15 protein-coding genes and 3 tRNA genes are annotated in these 18,008 nt (G+C 60.9%); 10 read left to right on the forward strand and 8 right to left on the reverse strand.

Going from position 1 to position 18,008, the window contains the following annotated elements; translation table 11 throughout:
- Position 1: 1 nt before the first annotated feature.
- From larB to H8S62_RS08330, 3 genes are all read left to right on the forward strand, one after another.
- The gene (larB, locus tag H8S62_RS08320; protein ID WP_155147516.1) at positions 2–766 is read left to right on the forward strand and encodes a nickel pincer cofactor biosynthesis protein LarB; all 765 of its coding nucleotides are present in this window, start codon (positions 2–4) and stop codon (positions 764–766) included.
- Positions 763–1,995, forward strand: a complete 1,233-nt coding sequence (larC, locus tag H8S62_RS08325) for a nickel pincer cofactor biosynthesis protein LarC (protein ID WP_186918998.1) — start codon at positions 763–765, stop codon at positions 1,993–1,995. Before larB ends, larC begins: the two co-directional genes overlap by 4 nt.
- A 72-nt stretch (positions 1,996–2,067) precedes the next feature.
- Positions 2,068–2,547, forward strand: a complete 480-nt coding sequence (locus H8S62_RS08330; RefSeq protein WP_155147512.1) for an MGMT family protein — start codon at positions 2,068–2,070, stop codon at positions 2,545–2,547.
- 50 nt (positions 2,548–2,597) lie between these two features.
- Here H8S62_RS08330 and H8S62_RS08335 read toward each other — a convergent pair whose 3' ends face one another.
- Positions 2,598–3,317, reverse strand: a complete 720-nt coding sequence (locus tag H8S62_RS08335; protein WP_186918999.1) for a Bax inhibitor-1/YccA family protein — start codon at positions 3,315–3,317, stop codon at positions 2,598–2,600.
- Between the two features lie 149 nt (positions 3,318–3,466).
- Here H8S62_RS08335 and H8S62_RS08340 point away from each other — a divergent pair, with 149 nt between their 5' ends.
- Complete coding sequence (locus tag H8S62_RS08340; protein WP_186919000.1) at positions 3,467–3,706, forward strand: heavy-metal-associated domain-containing protein; 240 nt, start codon at positions 3,467–3,469, stop codon at positions 3,704–3,706.
- A 79-nt stretch (positions 3,707–3,785) separates the two neighbouring features.
- Here H8S62_RS08340 and H8S62_RS08345 read toward each other — a convergent pair whose 3' ends face one another.
- Positions 3,786–4,022 carry a hypothetical protein gene (locus tag H8S62_RS08345; RefSeq protein ID WP_155147507.1) on the reverse strand — a complete coding sequence of 79 codons (237 nt, stop codon included), beginning with the start codon at positions 4,020–4,022 and terminating at the stop codon, positions 3,786–3,788.
- Positions 4,023–4,351: 329 nt separating this feature from the next.
- Between H8S62_RS08345 and H8S62_RS08350 the strand changes: the two genes are divergently transcribed.
- The 6 genes from H8S62_RS08350 (at position 4,352) to H8S62_RS08375 (ending at position 12,210) form a co-directional block, all read left to right on the forward strand.
- The gene (locus H8S62_RS08350) at positions 4,352–5,197 is read left to right on the forward strand and encodes a tyrosine-type recombinase/integrase (RefSeq protein WP_186919001.1); all 846 of its coding nucleotides are present in this window, start codon (positions 4,352–4,354) and stop codon (positions 5,195–5,197) included.
- A gap of 307 nt (positions 5,198–5,504) precedes the next feature.
- Positions 5,505–5,642: a hypothetical protein gene (locus H8S62_RS08355; protein ID WP_186919002.1), complete on the forward strand. Its 138-nt coding sequence runs from the start codon at positions 5,505–5,507 to the stop codon at positions 5,640–5,642.
- Positions 5,643–5,646: 4 nt separating this feature from the next.
- Positions 5,647–10,776 (forward strand): InlB B-repeat-containing protein, encoded by a 5,130-nt coding sequence (locus H8S62_RS18510; protein WP_186919003.1) that lies wholly within the window; start codon positions 5,647–5,649, stop codon positions 10,774–10,776.
- A gap of 125 nt (positions 10,777–10,901) precedes the next feature.
- Positions 10,902–11,294 (forward strand): hypothetical protein, encoded by a 393-nt coding sequence (locus tag H8S62_RS08365; protein WP_186919004.1) that lies wholly within the window; start codon positions 10,902–10,904, stop codon positions 11,292–11,294.
- Between the two features lie 99 nt (positions 11,295–11,393).
- Positions 11,394–11,819, forward strand: a complete 426-nt coding sequence (locus H8S62_RS08370; RefSeq protein WP_186919005.1) for a hypothetical protein — start codon at positions 11,394–11,396, stop codon at positions 11,817–11,819.
- Positions 11,820–11,979: 160 nt separating this feature from the next.
- Positions 11,980–12,210, forward strand: coding sequence for an integrase core domain-containing protein (locus H8S62_RS08375; protein ID WP_207723483.1), 231 nt, complete (start codon positions 11,980–11,982; stop codon positions 12,208–12,210).
- 243 nt (positions 12,211–12,453) lie between these two features.
- On the opposite strand, the gene H8S62_RS08380 is transcribed toward H8S62_RS08375, so the two are convergent.
- The 6 genes from H8S62_RS08380 to H8S62_RS08405 all read right to left on the reverse strand — a co-directional run bounded on the left by H8S62_RS08380 (position 12,454) and on the right by H8S62_RS08405 (position 17,801).
- Positions 12,454–12,529: transfer RNA gene (locus H8S62_RS08380), tRNA-Val, on the reverse strand.
- Positions 12,530–12,569: 40 nt separating this feature from the next.
- Positions 12,570–12,644: transfer RNA gene (locus tag H8S62_RS08385), tRNA-Glu, on the reverse strand.
- Between the two features lie 20 nt (positions 12,645–12,664).
- Positions 12,665–12,741 (reverse strand) — tRNA-Met (locus H8S62_RS08390).
- A 78-nt stretch (positions 12,742–12,819) separates the two neighbouring features.
- Positions 12,820–13,512 carry a VanR-ABDEGLN family response regulator transcription factor gene (gene vanR, locus H8S62_RS08395; RefSeq protein ID WP_186919006.1) on the reverse strand — a complete coding sequence of 231 codons (693 nt, stop codon included), beginning with the start codon at positions 13,510–13,512 and terminating at the stop codon, positions 12,820–12,822.
- Between the two features lie 131 nt (positions 13,513–13,643).
- Positions 13,644–13,883, reverse strand: a complete 240-nt coding sequence (locus tag H8S62_RS08400) for a phage-shock protein (RefSeq protein WP_155147495.1) — start codon at positions 13,881–13,883, stop codon at positions 13,644–13,646.
- A 216-nt stretch (positions 13,884–14,099) separates the two neighbouring features.
- Positions 14,100–17,801, reverse strand: coding sequence for a phosphoribosylformylglycinamidine synthase (locus tag H8S62_RS08405; RefSeq protein ID WP_186919007.1), 3,702 nt, complete (start codon positions 17,799–17,801; stop codon positions 14,100–14,102).
- Between the last annotated feature and the right edge of the window lie 207 nt (positions 17,802–18,008).

The raw sequence follows: 18,008 nt of genomic DNA on the forward strand, positions 1-18,008 counted from the left end.
AATGGACAACAAACGTGATATTTTGGCCCTGCTCCGCGCCGTGGCCGCCGGGGACGCCGCCCCGGAGGACGCCCTGCTGGAGCTGAAGCAGTCCCCCTTCGAGGATTTGGGCTACGCCAAGGTGGACTTTCACCGCCCGGTCCGCCAGGGCAATTGCGAGGTAATTTACGGCGCGGGCAAAACGCCGGAGCAGATCTCCGGCATCCTCTCCGCCATGCATGAGCGCTGCTGCGGCAATATTCTGGTGACCCGCCTGGACCCTGCCGCGGCGGAAAAAGTGGGTAAGACCGCGGTGTTGGACTACTCCCCCACCGCCCGGCTGGCGGTGGCCTGGCCCCGGGCGGACACTCCGGCCCTGGGCCATATCGTGGTGGCCTCCGGCGGCACCAGCGATATGGCGGTATCGGAGGAGGCGGCCCTCACCGCCGAGGCCATGGGCAACCGCGTCACCCGGCTCTACGACGTAGGCGTGGCGGGACTCCACCGGCTTTTGAGCAATCTGGACGTGCTGATGAGCGCCCGGTGCGTGGTGGCCGTGGCCGGCATGGAGGGCGCACTGGCCAGCGTGGTGGGCGGTCTGGTGGACTGCCCCGTCATCGCCGTGCCCACCAGCGTGGGGTACGGGGCCAACTTCGGCGGACTCTCCGCCCTCCTCTCCATGCTCAACTCCTGCGCCTCCGGCGTCAGCGTGGTGAACATCGACAACGGCTTCGGGGCGGGGTATCTGGCAAGCATGATCAATCAGATGGAGGGCGCGCAGGAATGAAACTACTCTATTTGGAGTGCAATATGGGCGCGGCGGGTGATATGCTCATGTCGGCGCTCTACGAGCTGCTGGACCACGGGCAGAAGGCGCAATTTCTCCGCACCATGAACGGCCTGGGTCTGGGCGGCGTGGAGCTGACTCCCCTGAGCGCCAGGACCTGCGGCATCGTAGGCACCCGGATGCAGGTGACCGTTCACGGCACAGAGGAGGGCACGGACCTCCCTCACGGCCATAAGCACGCCCATGACTGCCATGCTCACTCCCACAGTCACTCCGCCCCAGGGCACATCGCCTCGCTCATCGATTCCCTCTCCCTCCCGGAGGAGGTGCGCAGCCACGCCCGCGGCGTTTACGACGCCATCGCCGCCGCCGAGGCCGAGGCCCACGGCTGCCCGGTGGAGCAGGTGCACTTCCACGAGGTGGGCGCGCTGGACGCGGTGGCCGACGTCACAGGGGTGTGCTACGCCATCCATCTGCTTGGGCCGGACAAAATCACCGCCTCCCCCGTCCACGTGGGCGCCGGACAGGTCCGCTGCGCCCACGGTGTGGTCCCCGTGCCCGCCCCGGCCACCGCCGCCCTCCTCAGGGGCATTCCGTCCTACAGCGGCGATATCCAGGGGGAGCTGTGCACACCCACCGGGGCCGCCCTGCTGGCCCATTTTGCCGCGCGCTTCGGACCCATGCCGGTGATGGCGGCGGAGAACATCGGCTACGGAGTGGGCAAGAAGGAATTTCCCGCCGCCAACTGCGTCCGGGCTTTCCTGGGGGATGCGCAGGACGGGGCCGACGGCGAAATTCTGGAGCTGGTGTGCAACATCGACGACATGACCGGCGAGGCCCTGGCCTTCGCCTGCGGGCAGCTTCTGGATGCGGGCGCGCTGGACGCCTACGCCGTTCCCGGCACCATGAAGAAGGGCCGCCCCGGCCAGGTGCTCACCGTCCTCTGCGCCCCGGAGCGGAAGGACGCGCTCATCCGCGCAATTTTTGCCCACACCACCACCAACGGCCTGCGCGCGCGCCGCTGCGCCAAGTATTTTCTCCGTCCCCGGACGGAGACGGCGCAGACCCCCTACGGCCCCATCCGCATCAAGCGCGCGGAGGGCTACGGCGCGTCCCACAGCAAGCCCGAGTATGAGGACGCGGCCGCCGCCGCCCGCCGCCTGGGGCTCCCCTTCCGCACCGTATGGGAGGAGGTCCTGCGCTGCGCCTGCCGGGACGGGGAGCCGTAAAATTTTTAAAACCGTCTCATTGCACCCCCGGTTCGATTCGTGTATGCTCTTTTTGACAAGGAGGTGCTGAATATGGCAAACGAGGAACAGAAAGACTTCAATGCAATGCTGCACAGGGACAACGGGATGCCCAAAATTCAAATCGTCACCGACGAAAAAACCATTGAGAAATACGGCGGCACACGGATGTATTTCGCGCCTCCCGCGGACTACGACGCCGTGATGCGGACCATCCCCCGTGGGAAGCTCACCACCGTTGGGGAGCTTCGGGCCTTTTTCGCCTGGAAAAACGGCGCCGATTTCACCGACCCCATCACGGCGGGCATCTTCGTCTCCATCGCCGCCTGGGCCAGCGAGCAGCGCGCCGACAACAAGACCCCCTACTGGCGCACCCTCAAGGCCGGCGGCGAGCTGAACCCCAAATTCCCCGGCGGAGTGGAGGCCCAGCGGGCCAGATTGGAGGCCGAGGGCCATATCATTCTGCAAAGGGGCCGTACAAACATTAAATATTACGTCCAGGGCTATGAAAAAGCCCTCTTTTCACTGAAATAGCGCAAAAAGGCCGTCTCCGAACTGCCGGAGACGGCCTTTTTTACCATTTTTCAATTTTTCCGTCTGCCCAGGAAGCGCAGCAGGTACAAGAACAGATTGATAAAATCCAGATAGAGCTGGAGGGCCGCGTAGATGGACGCCTTTCTGGCCATCTCAGGATCGCAGCCGTAGACGTCGTGGTAGTACTTGATCTTCTGGGTATCATAGGCGGTGAAGCCCAGGAAAATCGCGATGCCGACGAGGCAGTAGATACGCTCCATCGCGTACAGGCCGGGGATGAACACAGACAGCACGCCGAAAATGATGAGGAAAAAGAGACCGCCCACCAGGATATTGCGCAGGCGGGAGAGGTCGGCGTTGGTGAAGTAGCCGAAGACGGCCAGGGCGCCGAAGTAAATGGCGGTGGCCCCGAAGACCAGAATGAGGCTGTCCAGCCGGAAGTAGATGAAGTAGAACGAGAACACAAAGCCGTTGAGCACGGAGTAGCCGATGAAGAGGGCCCGCGCGCCTGTAATCGATAGGCTCTGAATCCGGGAGGCCAGCACCAGCACCACCACCAGCTCCGCAATCAGCAGGCCCAACTGGAAGAAGGGAATGCTCAGCATCACATAGATGAGGCCGGTCGCGGCGCCCATAATAGCCACCCCGAAAGTCACCGCCAGGCCCACAAACATCCACAGGAAGGTCCGGGCGGTATACTTGCCCACGGTCTCAATCTCGCCGTATCGCTCCCTGGCGCGTTCACTGGCGTAAAAATCGTTATCATTCATGACAAACACTCCTTTGCCCACTCAAACTTTCGTGTGGGGCTGGGATGATTATACTCTATTCTGCCCTGTTTGAAAAGGTTTCTTTCCTCCATTGGTTCCCACACATGGAGCGCGCCGCCGCCGGGCAAACTAGGGCGGAGGTGATCAGCATGTCACAGGAGAGCGCTTATTTTCGGTTGGGGAGCATCAGCGGCGCCCACGCCGTCAAAGCCCTGAAAAAGGGGCTGGATACCCTGCCCGGCGTGTCCTCGGTCAGCGTAAACGAGGCGGAGGGCAGGATGGCGGTGGATTACGACGGCACCGGCGTGAACGTCTCGCAGCTGGAGAAAAAAATCCGGGAGCTGGGGTACACCATCGACGCACTGAGCATCGACCAGCTTACCGACTGACCGCAAGCCGGCAGGGAACTGAGGCCGCCGCCCCAATCTGGATTGGGGCGGCGGCCTGTTTCACGGATTTGACATTGCATCAGCTGATAGCGTCCAGGACCACGTCCCGCAGATGGCATGCGTCGAGCTGCAGCCGTGTGCAGCAGTCCGCGAGATCGGCGACAAAATCACCGCCGCAGGCCACGTCGGATACGCTGCCCGCCTCCACCCAGCCGCCCCGGGAACTGCGCAGGGCACGGATACCAAAGGTCCTGTAGGGGCCAAGTTCGTCGGTGACAAGGTTCTGCTCAAAAGATACAAATCGGAATTGCGTCATATAAGCCTACCTCCTCTCTGAAAGCTTGGACGCCGTTGTCCACACACTGGATGGGGTACCACGCCCCCGGCGCTATACGCTCATCTTGTCTTGTAACGTGCCGGCTCTGCAAAACGTTACAAAATATCCAAAAAAATTTTTATAATATAAAAATTATAACTTTTTGCTCCAACGCTTCCAAATCCTGCATGCAAGACAGGGCGAAATCTGAATTGACCCCGTGCAGTCCGGCTTTTCGCCGGACTGCACGGGGTCTTTTTATTTAATCCGCATAGGAAATCTCCGTCAAGGTAAAATAAGGACACTCTATTTATCGGGAGGTTTTCGACATGAAAGGGCATAAATTGACACAGGAGCATCTCGCCGCCTTCTGCCGGCATCTGCGTGAGGAGGAGCAAAGCCCTGGCACACAGGAAAAGTACTCCCGGGATTTACGGACCTTCGCCGCGTGGCTGGATGGTCTGGACGTCACGAAGGAGGCCGTATCGGCGTGGAAGGAGCATCTGTCGGCGGAGCGGTACGCCCCGGTGACCATCAACTCCATGCTGGCCTCCGTTCACGCCTTCCTCCGGTACGCCGGCTGGGACGAGTGCCGGGTAAGATATTTAAAGCTCCAGCGGCGGCTGTTCCGGGACGACTGCCGGGATTTGACGCGGGAGGAGTATCAGCGCCTGCTGGGCACGGCCCGCTCGCTGGGCCGTGAGCGGCTGCTTCTTGTGATGGAGGCCATGGGGGCCGCCGGCATCCGGGTCAGCGAGGTAAAATATATCACAGTGGAGGCTGCCCGGACGGGGAGGGCGGAGATCTCCCTCAAAGGCAAGATACGCACCATTCTTCTGCCCGGCAAGCTGTGCAGAAAGCTGCTGAAGTACGCCAGGCGCAAAAAAATCGCCTCCGGCGAGATATTTCTCACCAAAGACGGCGGCAGTTTATCCAGAAAACAAATTTGGGCGGAGATGAAAGCCCTGTGCAGGCGGGCAGGCGTAGAGGCGACCAAGGTGTTCCCCCACAATCTGAGGCACTTGTTCGCCAGGGCGTTCTACCGCTCCTGCATGGATATCGCCAAGCTGGCCGATGTGCTGGGCCACAGCTCTATCGAGACCACCCGAATCTACCTGATTTCCACCGGAGCGGAACACTCCAGGCAGCTGGAGCGCCTGGGTCTCGTCAGCTGAGACAAAATCAATATTTTGTCCTGAACGCACCGTAAAGTCTGATACCTCCTACATAATTATGGAATTATTTTAGCACGATCTTTTGCGTTTAGCAAGAGCTTTCCACTCTTTTAGACATAACAAGCCAGGCCGGTCAGGTGATATCCTGAGCGGCCCAGCTTTGCGTGTGCTTTTTAGCTCCCCGCGCCCAGGCGCGGGGAGCTTTTATATTCATTTTTTACCTAAATTGCGGCGGGGAACGCTGCCGCCTGAGACAAAATATTGATTTCGTCCCGTTTGGCGCAAGCGGGAGAGGAGGGAGCGGTGCATGCGCGATTTCAAAAGAGCTTTTGATGTGCCTGGTGCGCCGTCCAGCTTCGGCAGAGCTGGCGGAGCGCTGCCCAAAGGCGGTCAAGTTGATTCACCATTGGTCTATTGGTCTAACGGAGTAAAAAAGGAGGCGTGAAACTGTGAAAAAGAGAGTCTTGTCAACCATTCTATGCCTGTGCCTGCTGTTGTCCCTGCTGCCAACGGCAGTGTTTGCATCCGGCCAACCGTGGGAGGGGTATACCGCGATCTCCGACCAGGCGGGGCTTGAGGCAATTGCAGAGGACTTAAGCGGGAAGTATTATTTGACCAAGGATATCGCCTTGAGCGGTGACTGGCTGGCGCTGGGCTGGACGGACGATGCGGATGTACCGTTTACGGGTATATTCGACGGCAACGGGCATACCATCAGCGGCCTGACCTGCTCTTATGACGGTGCAACCAATGTGGGCCTGTTTGCGATTAACGAGGGCATCATCCAAAACTTTAACCTGGATATTGTGAGGGTAGGCGGCTCACAATTTGTCGGCTCCGTGGCAGGAGTCAACAAAAACACAATCCAAAACGTTATCGTAACGCAGTCTCCCTACTCATCCGCCGTGGGCGTCGCCGCGCTGAATACCGGGAGCAGCGGCGGATACGCGGGCGGTATCGCCGGGCAAAACCGCGGAACCATTTATCAGTGCGGCACCAACATCGGTACGGTAAACGCCTATAACTACGCCGGTGGAATCGCAGGCGGGAACTGGGGGACCGTTGAGCAGTGCTACGCAAAGGGCGGACTTAACGCGCGCTTTTATACGACGCAGCCTTCCTACGCAACCTATTATGTGGGTGGGCTGGTTGGCGGCAACGTGGGTACTGTCAAAGACTGCTACGTGAACCTGGATAACTGGGTCATTGGTACCCAGCGGCTTGGCGGCTTTGTCGGTTGGCAATCCGACAAGGGTAAGATTGAGCATTGCTACGCCGCCCATAATGATAAAGTGAACTCTAAGACCGGGCCCAGCACCCCTGTGCGGGACGTTTCCGTATTTATCGGCTTAAACGCCGGCTCAGTCTCGGACACCTGGGTTTCGGGAACAGGCGGCAGTGCAATCGGCGCCCAGTACATCACATATGCCAATCTTGCTGATCAGGCCTATGTGGGCCAGCATACCGGCCTTGACTTTAACGGTGTATGGGCTTATGAGCAAGGCAAGAATCATAACTACCCCATTTTTGCGTGGGAGACGCAGCCGGCCCCGGCTCCGGAGATTACCGACATCCAGAAGGAGCGGCTGACAGCCGTGCCAGGCGGCGCCGTGCTCAATCTGCCGGATGGAATCACCGTGGAGTACGGCCCCGTATCCTTCCCCGCCGATGCGCCGGACACCGCTGAGGTGACCCTGCTCTATCAGATTGCCGTCACAGGAACCGGGGGCGCCGCCTTTGCCGTCACCGACGAGGGCGCGGTACTGGTGGGCAGCGACTGCGGCGCGGTACAGGCCGCGGACGGCGTCATCACCGGCACCATTGCGGACACTGCCTCCGCCGCCGTTCTCTACGTCATCAAAACCTTCACAAAGGCCGATGCGGCGAACGGCAAGCTGACCAATTCCGCGTCGGCGGCGGGCGAGGCCCCGACCACAGGGGGAGATTCCTCCGGAGATGTGGATACCGACGTGGGCGTCACCGCGCCGGCCGCTCCCACGGCCGACGCCCTCAGCCGTCTGGCGGAGGACTGGGTGAGCGTCGACTGCACCACAGCGGGCGCGGACCACGACACTGCGCACTACCCGCTGCTGGACGGCTCCTATGCGCTGGGCGGCGTGTCCGGCGACGCGGAATCCGGCTGGACCTGCGACGTAACCATTCAGGCCGCCCCCTATGTGCAGCAGTATTGCAGGGACGTCCCCGGCGTGACACATACGCTGAACGAGGGCGCCCCGGAGCGGCAGACCGTTGCCCTGTGCTACACATCAGCCGGGTGGACGCTTGCGGAGGACAGCAGCCTGCCGGTCACCTTTGCCGTGTCTTGTCCGACCACCCCGGTTGAGCAGACCGGGCGCGTCGTACTCCGTATTTTCAGAAACGGGACCACGGCCGACCGCAGTCTGGGCGACGTTGTGGTCGGCACCTTCCCCGTTGGCAGCGATATGCGGGAAATTGCAGCCGGCATCGACCTGGATATGTATTACGCCCCTGCAAAAGGGGCGTTCGGATATGAATTCGACGGGGTATGGTACAAGGACAACGCAGCGCCGGTGTGGCGGCTCGACCAGACCAGCACGGTGCTGAAGAGCGACTGGAACCGTATCATGTGCGTGGTCTACGACCAATACAGGGTGAACTATCATGTGGACGATCTGGCGATTCCCTCCGGCGTGATGACGGAAAAGAGCCGGGCAGACTTCGTACTCTTCCAGCCGGAAGCCAGGGAAGGGTATACGTTTGACGGCTGGTACGAGAAAAAGACCGATATCGGGACTGCCGGGAAGAACGTACATACGCCGCTGGCGCTCAAGAAATACGAGCTGTACGGGGCCTATGCCGCAAACTCCTATGACGTGGCCTTTGACGCAGGCAGCGGTTCATCGGCCACCGTCAGCAAAAAGGTGACCTATGACGCCGCATACGGCGAGCTGCCCGTCCCCACACCGCCCGTCGGCTATACGTTTGCGGGCTGGTACCTGGGGGATGCGGAAATAACCGCGCAGACGATTGTCAAGATCGCCGGGAACCACACGCTGACGGCGCGCTACGACATTATCATGGAGAACGTGGTCTATTTCCAGAGCGACGCGGATTATACCGCGGGTAAAGCGCTGCACGGCACAAAGGCTGCGTACGGCTCCCAGCTCCCGACCGCCGACGCGCCGGCCCCCACAAGGGAGGGCTATACCTTCAGGTTCTGGTCCAGAGAGGGTCAGGCCGGCATTGATGTCGCCGGGCAGACGGTCAGCGGCTGGACAAACCTGATTGCAAACTGGGACACCAATTCCTACACCGCTATTTACCATGGAAACGGCGGCTCATTGGCCAGCGATCCGGACAAGGAGCAAAGCGCGTCCCATTTTACCTACGGCAGCGAGGTTACGCTCAAAAATGACCGGACCTTTACCCGGGACGGCCATACGTTCCTGGGCTGGGCCGCTGCTCCGGACGCCGCCGCGGCAGAATATCAGGGCGGCCAGAAAGTGGTTTTCCCGTTCTCCGGCATCACCGACGGCAAGGTTCACCTCTATGCGGTGTGGGAGAAGAACGAAACTGTCATTCATGTCTCTTTCAATCTGTTTGAAGGAAGCTGGGGCGATGAAACCGCCGATACAGACCCCAAGCAGTTTGACCTCTACTCCACAAGCGCGGATGCTTCGATGACCGTACCGACCGTGGTGGCCCCGGAGGGCAAGGTCCTCTCTCACTGGGTCAATAACCTCGGCATCGCGGGGCTGACCTTGCGCGCGGGGGATTCCTTCTCTTTTGCTTCCCTAGAAGCCGCAGGTGTTGCCAATTTTGACGCCCGCGAGGCATATATTGGCTTCACTCCTGTTTTTGAGGACGTCCCCGTGGAGAAGACGCTGAAAATCTACTGGGGCATCGATAATTACGGGCATGCCCGGTGGGACGACCACGCGGATACCCCCGCCTGGACCCAAATTGTGCCCTGGGAGAACCGCGCAGACGCCATAGCGTTTCCGGCGCTGAGCGTAGACGAGGGCTATCTTCTGGACGGCTGGAACGTCAGCGGCGCGCAGCCGGCACGCTGGGACCCCGACGCGGCGGAGTTTTCTCTCGCCGACCTGATTGTGGAGGACGAAAACGGCGGCTTTGTCTCCATCACCGCCAATATTGTCTCTGCGGAAATTCCTGTGGAGAAGACGCTGAGAATCTACTGGGGCATCGATAATTACGAGCATGCCCGGTGGGATGACCACGCGGATACCCCCGCCTGGACCCAAATTGTGCCCTGGGAGAACCGCGCAGACGCCATGGCATTTCCGGCGCTGAGCGTCGACGAGGGCTATCTTCTGGACGGCTGGAACGTCAGCGGCGCGCAGCCGGCGCGCTGGGACCCCGACGCGGCGGAGTTCTCTCTCGCCGACCTGTTTGTGGAGGACGAGAACGGCGGCTTTGTCTCCGTCACCGCCAACATCAAAACCGTTCAGCATACCGTCACCTTTGACAGCCAGGGCGGCAGCGCCGTAGAGCCGCAGACGGTGGTCCACGGCACCGCCGTGACCCAGCCCGCAGCACCCGAGCGCAGCGGGTATGTTTTCGGCGGCTGGTATCAGGAGGAGACCTTCCAGACGGCATGGAACTTTGCCGAGGATACCGTGACGGCCGATCTGGTTCTGTATGCCCGGTGGACGTGGAGCGGCGGCGGCGTCACGACCTACGCCATCACCGCCTCCGCGGGAGACGGAGGCTCCATCAGCCCCTCCGGCAGAGTATCCGTGGCCCGAGGCGGGAATAAAACATTTACCGTCAGGCCCGGAGACGGATATGCCGTGAAGGATGTTCTGGTGGATGGAAAAAGCATTGGCGCCGTGGAAAGCTACACCTTCGAGAATATTCGGGCCGGCCATACAATCGAGGCGATCTTTGAGGAGAAATTCTCCGCGGCCGATCCCGGCGATACCGGCGTCTCCAAGTGGCTGAACACCGAGGAGCATTCCAGCTATCTGCGGGGCTACGCAAACGGCGCTTTCGGCCCCAACGACAAGATGACCCGCGCCGAGGCGGCGCAGATGTTCTATAACCTGCTGCTGGACAAGGACATCGCTGTTACCGTCAGTTTCAGCGACGTGCCCGCCGACGCTTGGTATGCCGGGGCGGTCAACGCGCTGGCTTCCATCGAGGTCATCGCCGGTGTTGGCAACAGCCGCTTCGACCCGATGCGGCCCCTGACCCGCGCTGAGTTTACAGTGATGGCCATGCGCTTTGCAAAGCTGGATACTGACGGTGAAAATATTTTCAGCGATATCACTGAGGACGACTGGTTCTTCGACTATATTGTTGGCTCCGTAAAGTACGGGTGGATCAGCGGTTATACCGACGGCACCTTCCGCCCCAACGAAGCGATTACCCGCGCCGAGGTAACGGTGATTGTCAACCGGATGCTAGGCCGCGCGGCCGATGAGGATTACGTGGACGACCATGCGGACAGTATGCATCCGTTCAGCGACCTGACGGACAGCTCCTGGGCCTATTACCAGATCATGGAGGCCACAAACGCCCACGACTACACGAAATCAAACGGCGCTGAGACCTGGACGAAGCTGCGTCAGTAAAGCGCAGATCCGGGGCCTGTCACAGTAGGGAGAAGAGGGGGCTGTCCCCCCTTCTTCTCCAAGCCTTCCGTCGCGGCGAGGGAGGGCTTGGAGAAGAAGAAATCCATACAAGAGAGCAGGTCAACATGAGCTATGCTATTGTACTTTTGGGTTTTCAAGATTCCACCGCGCTGAACGCAGTTTTCTCGGAGCGACCGGAAATCAGTACCATCACTGACTGCGGCTGCGATATTGAACGCGCGGCAGGTCTTGTAAACCAGTGCTTGTCCACCCTGTTCGCCGTCAGTACGGAGCTGCCGCGGAGAGAAATTGAGCGTTTTTCCAGCCAATTGCTCCCCGCATGGCGGCGAGGTGTTTTAATCGGAACGCGTGACGACGATCTGGCCGCGTGGGGCATCAATACCCTCCAGTATGCTGCCTATCTCGCACCCGCGCCGGATCGCGCTCATCTAAACGCCATGTTCCGCCATCTGGACTATTGGAGGGACCATTGGCTGGAAGTCGCAGACAGGGCGTAAATAGTCTGTGGTAAAGAGGGCTTCTGCAAATGCCGCTTTCTTTGTCGGCGGATCAGACGCAAAACTGAGGTAATATATTAGGAAAGCGAGGTAAATCCAATGGAGCTACAAACGGCGGACGCAGCAGCCCGCTGCGGGGCAACTGACGCCCCCGACGGCGCAGGACATCAGGTCTTCCCGGATTGCGGGCAGAGGCTCGACCCGTGCGGCGCGGCGCTGATGTCGGGAGATGGGCCGCGGCCGGTTCCCTTTGATATCGAGGTTCGTCTCAGCCGCACCTCTCCTGTCAGCGGTAAGGCCAGCATACATCTGGCGCTTGGCGGCCAAGGCATTCTGACCATCTCCAATATCCTGGTCAAGGAGGAGAAGGGAAAGCTGCAGGTAACGCTGCCCCTCCTGCGCATGGGGGGATGCTTTCACCCGGCCGTCACTCTGCAGGGGGAGCTGAAGCAGCAGGCGGAAGAGGCGATCAGGGAGCAGTACCGGGGTTCAGTCTACACATGGTCTGGAGCCGGGAAAAAATAAATCCCCCCAGAATATGCGCTTAGGCCGTCACGACCATGTTATCCCAAGTGAGCGAAGAGAAAAAATCGTGTGAATGACTACGCCGGCAGGCATCATTCGGGGCTCAGCCGCGCACAGCGGCGGCACTTGGCGCGGAGATATACCGACGGGGATGTCTTACATGTGGACGCAAGCGGCTCAAAAATACGTCATTACGCCCTCCATGTCAAGGCGGGGTAGCTGTCACGGCAACGCTATAGCAGAGAATTTCTTCTCCATTCTCAAAACGGAATGCATCTATCGACACAAGCCCGCTTCCCTTGAGGAAGCCAACGACATGTTTGCCCGCTTCATCTACTTTTACAACCATGAGCGCATCCAGTTAAAAACCGGAGCGGCCGCCACGAAGTGACCCCCAACGGAATATAAAGAACGCCCCGGACCCATCCTTTTCTAAGGAGAATCCGGGGCGCGTTCTGTTAAGGGGGGAGAAAAATTTACCCATACTTTTTCCCATTTTTGATATGCTTATCTTTGCCTGGTTTTGCCTGTTGTAACTTAACCCCATTTTGCTTTCAAAACACGTAAAGCCTTAAAAACAGGCCATTTTGGCAAGAAAAAACCACTCTAGGAAACATCCTAAAGTGGTTTCTTCTGGTGGAGACAACAGAACTCGAATCTGTGACCTTCCGCGTGTGAGGCGGACGCTCTACCAGCTGAGCTATGCCTCCATATGGAGTGGCTACATTGGCATCGACCCCGTATGGGGTTTGGTGACCCGTACGAGACTCGAACTCGTGTTACCGCCGTGAAAGGGCGGTGTCTTAACCACTTGACCAACGGGCCATGTGCAGCGTTGCGCTGCATGGTAGCGGCGACGGGATTTGAACCTGTGACCTGCCGGGTATGAACCGGATGCTCTAGCCAACTGAGCTACGCCGCCATAGCGGCCCCATTCGGAACAGGGCAAGAGTTAGTATACCCGATTAACGCCGATTTGTCAACATTTTTTTGCCCAGTTTCAGTCAACTTTATACCCCACGCCCCATACCGTCTTGATAAACCGCGGGTTTCGGCTGGGTTCCCCCATTTTCTCGCGCAGACGGCGGATGTGGACCATGACCGTATTGTTGCGGTCCAGATACTTCTCTCCCCACACAGTCTCGAAAAGCCGCTCGGCGGAGATGACCTGCCCCCGGTTCTCGCAGAGCATCCAGAGGATGTCAAACTCAATAGGGGTGAGGCCCAGCGGCTGCTCGTAGAGGGTGCACTCATGGGTGGCGCGGTTGATGACCAGGCCGTTGAAGTCGATGACATCCCCGGCGGCGGCTTTCTCCGCCTCGTTGTAGCGGGTGTAACGCCGCAACTGGGCCTTGACCCGGGCCACCAGTTCCAGGGGGTTGAAGGGCTTGGTGAGATAGTCGTCGGCCCCGATGGTGAGGCCGGTAATTTTGTCCATATCCTCCGCCTTGGCGGTGAGCATGAGGACTAGGAAGTGAAAATCCTTACGGATCTCGCCGCAGAGGGTAAATCCGGAGATATCGGGCAGCATCACGTCCAGAATGGCGAGATCCAGCCGCTCCCGGCGCACACAAGCGAGGGCTTCGGTGCCCGTCCCGCACTTGAAGACGGTGAAGCCCTCGCTTTTCAGATATACTTCCACCAGGTCGGCAATCTCAGGCTCGTCATCCACGACGAGAATGTTGGCGTTCATCTCGCTCACCTCTTCCCAGGTAATCCCGCCCATTTGCTCATAGCGATTGAATCAGGGGTTACCTAGATTATATCCAGCCGCGAACAGGCAAGTCAAGAGCTGGGGGAAAAGGTAAGAAAAAGTTAAAACTCTCAGAAGAGCCAGCGGAGCAGTCCGGAGGCCAGGAGGGCCACCAGGCCGGGGATAAAGTTCTCCCAGCGGAAGGGTTTGTCCAGGGCGGCCTTAATCAGCATGACGACACCGACCAGGGTCAGGACCCAGGGGAGAATGCTGCCGATAATCATCAGGGGAATGCCGACCAGGAACAGGATGATGCCGACCACCGCGGCGATGACCACACCGATGACGCCCAGCGTAATAATAGTAACCATAACTGGATACCTCCTTTTTGATTGACCTAATCTTACCACGGGTGTCTAAAACGGCTATAAAGGAGAGATTAAAATCTGTTTAAAGTTTTGGGCCGTCCCGCAGGTATGATACCTGCGGGACGGCTTTCTTGTCTCACGCCTCTGAGCGGCCGGGTTTGTGCGGCAGAAAGCGGGAGCGGCCCCTGAGGGGCAGCTCCCGCTTTTAAAATAAAGTGATTATTTAAAGTACTCCGCACCGCTCTCGAAGAGAGGCTGGTGTTTATTCCCCGGGATATTTTTGGCGATAAACTCGCCGTACCGCTCGCTGTGGCCCATCTTACCAAAGACGCGGCCGTCGGGGGAGAAGATTCCCTCCACCGCTTCCAGGGAGCCGTTGGGGTTGACGCTGATATCCATAGACGGCTTCCCGGCGGCGTCCACATACTGGGTCGCCACCTGGCCGTTTGCGATGAGGCCCGCCATCAGCTCTGCCGGGGCCACAAAGCGGCCCTCTCCGTGAGAGACGGGAATGGTGTGGAGGTCGCCCACCTGAGACTTGAGCATCCAGGGGGACCGGACCGAGGCCACCCTGGTGGTGACATAGCGGCTCTGGTGGCGGCCGATGAGGTTATAGGTCAGTGTGGCGCAGCCGGCGTCCATGGGTCGAATCTCGCCGTAGGGCACCAGTCCCAGCTTGACCAGGGCCTGGAACCCGTTGCAGATGCCCAGCATCAGGCCGTCCCGGTTCCTGAGGAGGTCGTGCACCGCGTCTGTTATCCTGGCGTTGCGGAAGAAGGAGCAGATAAACTTGGCGGAGCCGTCGGGCTCGTCTCCGCCGGAGAAGCCGCCGGGCAGCACCACCATCTGACTCCCACGGATGGCCGCCTCCAGCGCCTGGGCGGAGTCCCGGAGCTGGGCGGAGCCGCCGTTGCGCACCACCAGAATCTCCGGCTCAATGCCAGCCTTCAGGCAGGCGGCCGCCGTATCATACTCGCAGTTTGTGCCGGGGAAAACGGGGATGACCGCCTTGGGCCGCGCAACCTTGGCTTTGCACACCGCCGGGGAGCGCCCCTCCCATGAAACGCTTTCCACCGCCGCGCTGCCGCCTGCCCGGGTGGGATAGACCTCCTCCAGGGCCTGCTCGCTGAGGTAGAGCAGCTCGTCGATAAAGGCGGTCTCCCCAGCGAGGGTGACGCTAGGGGCGGCGACGGTGCGGCCCAGGAGTGTGGCGCCGGGGATTTCACATGCGCACTCGGCGATGATGGCCCCGGGGATGGAGGCATACCAGAGGGCGCTGTCCATACAGTCGCAGGCGCGGAAGCCCACCCGGTTGCCAAAGGACATCTTCATGACCCCGGCGGCGCAGCCGCCCTCGTCCACCGCCCAGGCGGAGAGGATCTTGCCCGCCCTGCAGAGCTTATGGAAGTCCCGCCAGAGGTTCTTCTGGCTCTCGTAGTCCCCCCGGTAGAGGGGGGCGAAGAGACAGACCGGGTGGTCCGGGCCCTTGAACTCGGGGGAGATGATATCGCCCGCCCTGGCCGGCGCCACGGCGAAGGAGACCAGCGTGGGGGGCACGTCCAGGTCCAGGAAGGAGCCCGACATGGAGTCCTTGCCGCCGATGGCGGCCACACCCAGACCCAACTGGGCGGACAGGGCCCCCAGGAGGGCGGAGAAGGGCTTGCCCCAGCGGCGCTTATCGGTGCGGAGCTTTTCAAAATACTCCTGAAGGGAGAGGTAGGCCTTGGATGCGTCGCATCCGGCGGCCACCAGCTTGGCCACCGAATCCACCACGGATACGGCCGCCCCCCGGAAGGGGTCCCGCTCCATGCGCCGGGGCTCGAAGCCCCAGGCCATGACGGAGCAGTCGTCAGTCTTCCGTCCCGGCCCCACGGGCAGCAGCGCGGCCATGACCTGGGTGGGCGTGGTCTGAGCCGCGCCGCCGAAGGGCACCAGCACAGAGGCCGCGCCGATGGTGGAGTCAAACCGCTCCACCAGGCCCCTCTGGAGGGCGTTCTCCAGGGAGGCGGCCAAGTCCCGCAGGCGGGAGGCGCGCAGCGCGGTCTTCCCCCGGTCCACCGCGGGGACCTCCACGTCGATGTGCTTGTCCGCGCCGTTGGAGGAGAGGAACGCGCGGGAGAGGTCGGCCACGGTCTGGCCGTTCCAGCGCATGACCATGCGGGGACTCTCAGTGACGGTCGCCACCACGTAGGCCTCCAGGTTTTCCGCCTCGGCATGGGCGATAAAGGCATCCACATCCGCCGGGGCCACCACTACGGCCATGCGCTCCTGGCTCTCGGAAATGGCAATCTCCGTACCGTCCAGACCGTCGTATTTCTTGCGCACGGCGTCCAGGTCGATGGAGAGGCCGTCGGCAAGCTCACCGATGGCGACGCTCACGCCGCCTGCGCCGAAGTCGTTGCAGCGTTTGATGAGACGGGTCACGTCCCCATTGCGGAAGAGCCGCTGGATTTTCCGCTCCTCGGGGGCGTTGCCCTTCTGAACCTCGCTGGCCATGGTGTCCAGAGAGTCCATATTGTGGCTCTTGGAGGAGCCGGTGGCCCCGCCGATGCCGTCCCGGCCGGTGCGGCCGCCCAGGAGGATTACCACGTCGCCGGGAGCGGGCCGCTCCCGGACCACGTTGGCGGCGGGGGCTGCTCCCACCACCGCGCCCAGCTCCAGGTGCTTTGCCACATAGCCGGGGTGGTAGATCTCGCTCACCTGGCCGGTGGCCAGGCCAATCTGATTGCCGTAGGATGAGTAGCCCGCCGCCGCGGTGGTGCAGAGCTTACGCTGGGGCAGCTTGCCCTCCATGGTCTCGCTGAGCGGTGTGCGGGGGTCGCCGCAGCCGGTGACCCGCATGGCCTGATAGACGTAGGACCGGCCGGACAGGGGATCCCGGATGGCGCCGCCGATGCAGGTGGCCGCGCCGCCGAAGGGCTCAATTTCAGTGGGGTGGTTATGGGTCTCGTTCTTGAACATGAGGAGCCAGTCCTCTTTTGCCCCGTCCACAGTGGCGGTGACACGGATGGAGCAGGCGTTGATCTCCTCGCTCTCGTCCAGGTTGGGAAGCAGCCCCCGCTTTTTGAGGACCTTTGCGCCGATGGTGGCGATGTCCATGAGCGTCTGGGGGCGGCAGGCGGCCTTCTCCGCGCCGTAGACCTCCTCCCGGGCCGCGAGGTACTGCTCATAGACCCCTCTCACCTCGCTGTCCAGAATCTCCACGGAGTCGATGTGGGTGGAGAAGGTGGTGTGCCGGCAGTGGTCGGACCAGTAGGTGTCCACCAGCCGCAGCTCGGTGACGGTGGGGTCCCGGCGCTCCTCGTCGCGGAAATAGTCCTGCATGTACCGGAGGTCTCCCAGATCCATGGCGAGACCATACTCATTCAGCATATCCCTGAGGGCCGCCTCGTCCATGGCAATAAAGCCCTCAATGGACTTTACCGGGGGCGGCGCGGGGTAATCCTGGGCCAGGGTCTCGGGCTTGCCGAGGCCCGCCTCACGGCTCTCCACGGGGTTGATGAGGTAGCTCTTAATCTTTTTGAGGTCGGCTCCGGTCAGATCTCCCATGAGAACGTAGACCTTGGCGGTCTGGACCCTGGGGCGTTCTCCGCCGGTGAGGAGCTGGATGCACTGACGGGCCGAGTCGGAGCGCTGGTCGTACTGACCGGGCAGGGCCTCCACCGCCAGCAGAATGTGGGCGCCGCCCAGGTCGGGCATGGCCTCGTCGTAAACGGCGTCGCACTGGGGCTCTGAGAAGACCGTGTCCCGCGCGGGGCGGTAGGCAGCCTCGTCCAGCAAATCCACGTCGTAGCGGTTAAAGATTCGCACGCCGGTGAGCGCGGGCAGCTGAAGCTGTTCCCGCAGCTCCCGCAGCAGTGCCACCGCCTCCACGTCAAAGCCCGGGCGTTTTTCCACATAGCAGCGGAAGACCTGTCCCATTTCCATTCCTCCAAAATATAGTCTCTGTCTGTCGGCCGTACCTTTCGCACCTACAATTTACCCCATCCGGAGCGGCTTGTCCAGTGGCGGTTCGGACAATTGTCGGTTTTATCAACAAGAGGCCCCCGAGGGGGCCTCCAATAGGGCGTGATACCGAAATCAAAGGGCCTGGAAGCGGACGGCGAGGGGCCCCGCAGTGGGGCAGGG

The organism is Lawsonibacter faecis, assembly GCF_014287675.1.
Taxonomy (GTDB): Bacteria; Bacillota; Clostridia; order Oscillospirales; family Oscillospiraceae; genus Pseudoflavonifractor; species Pseudoflavonifractor faecis.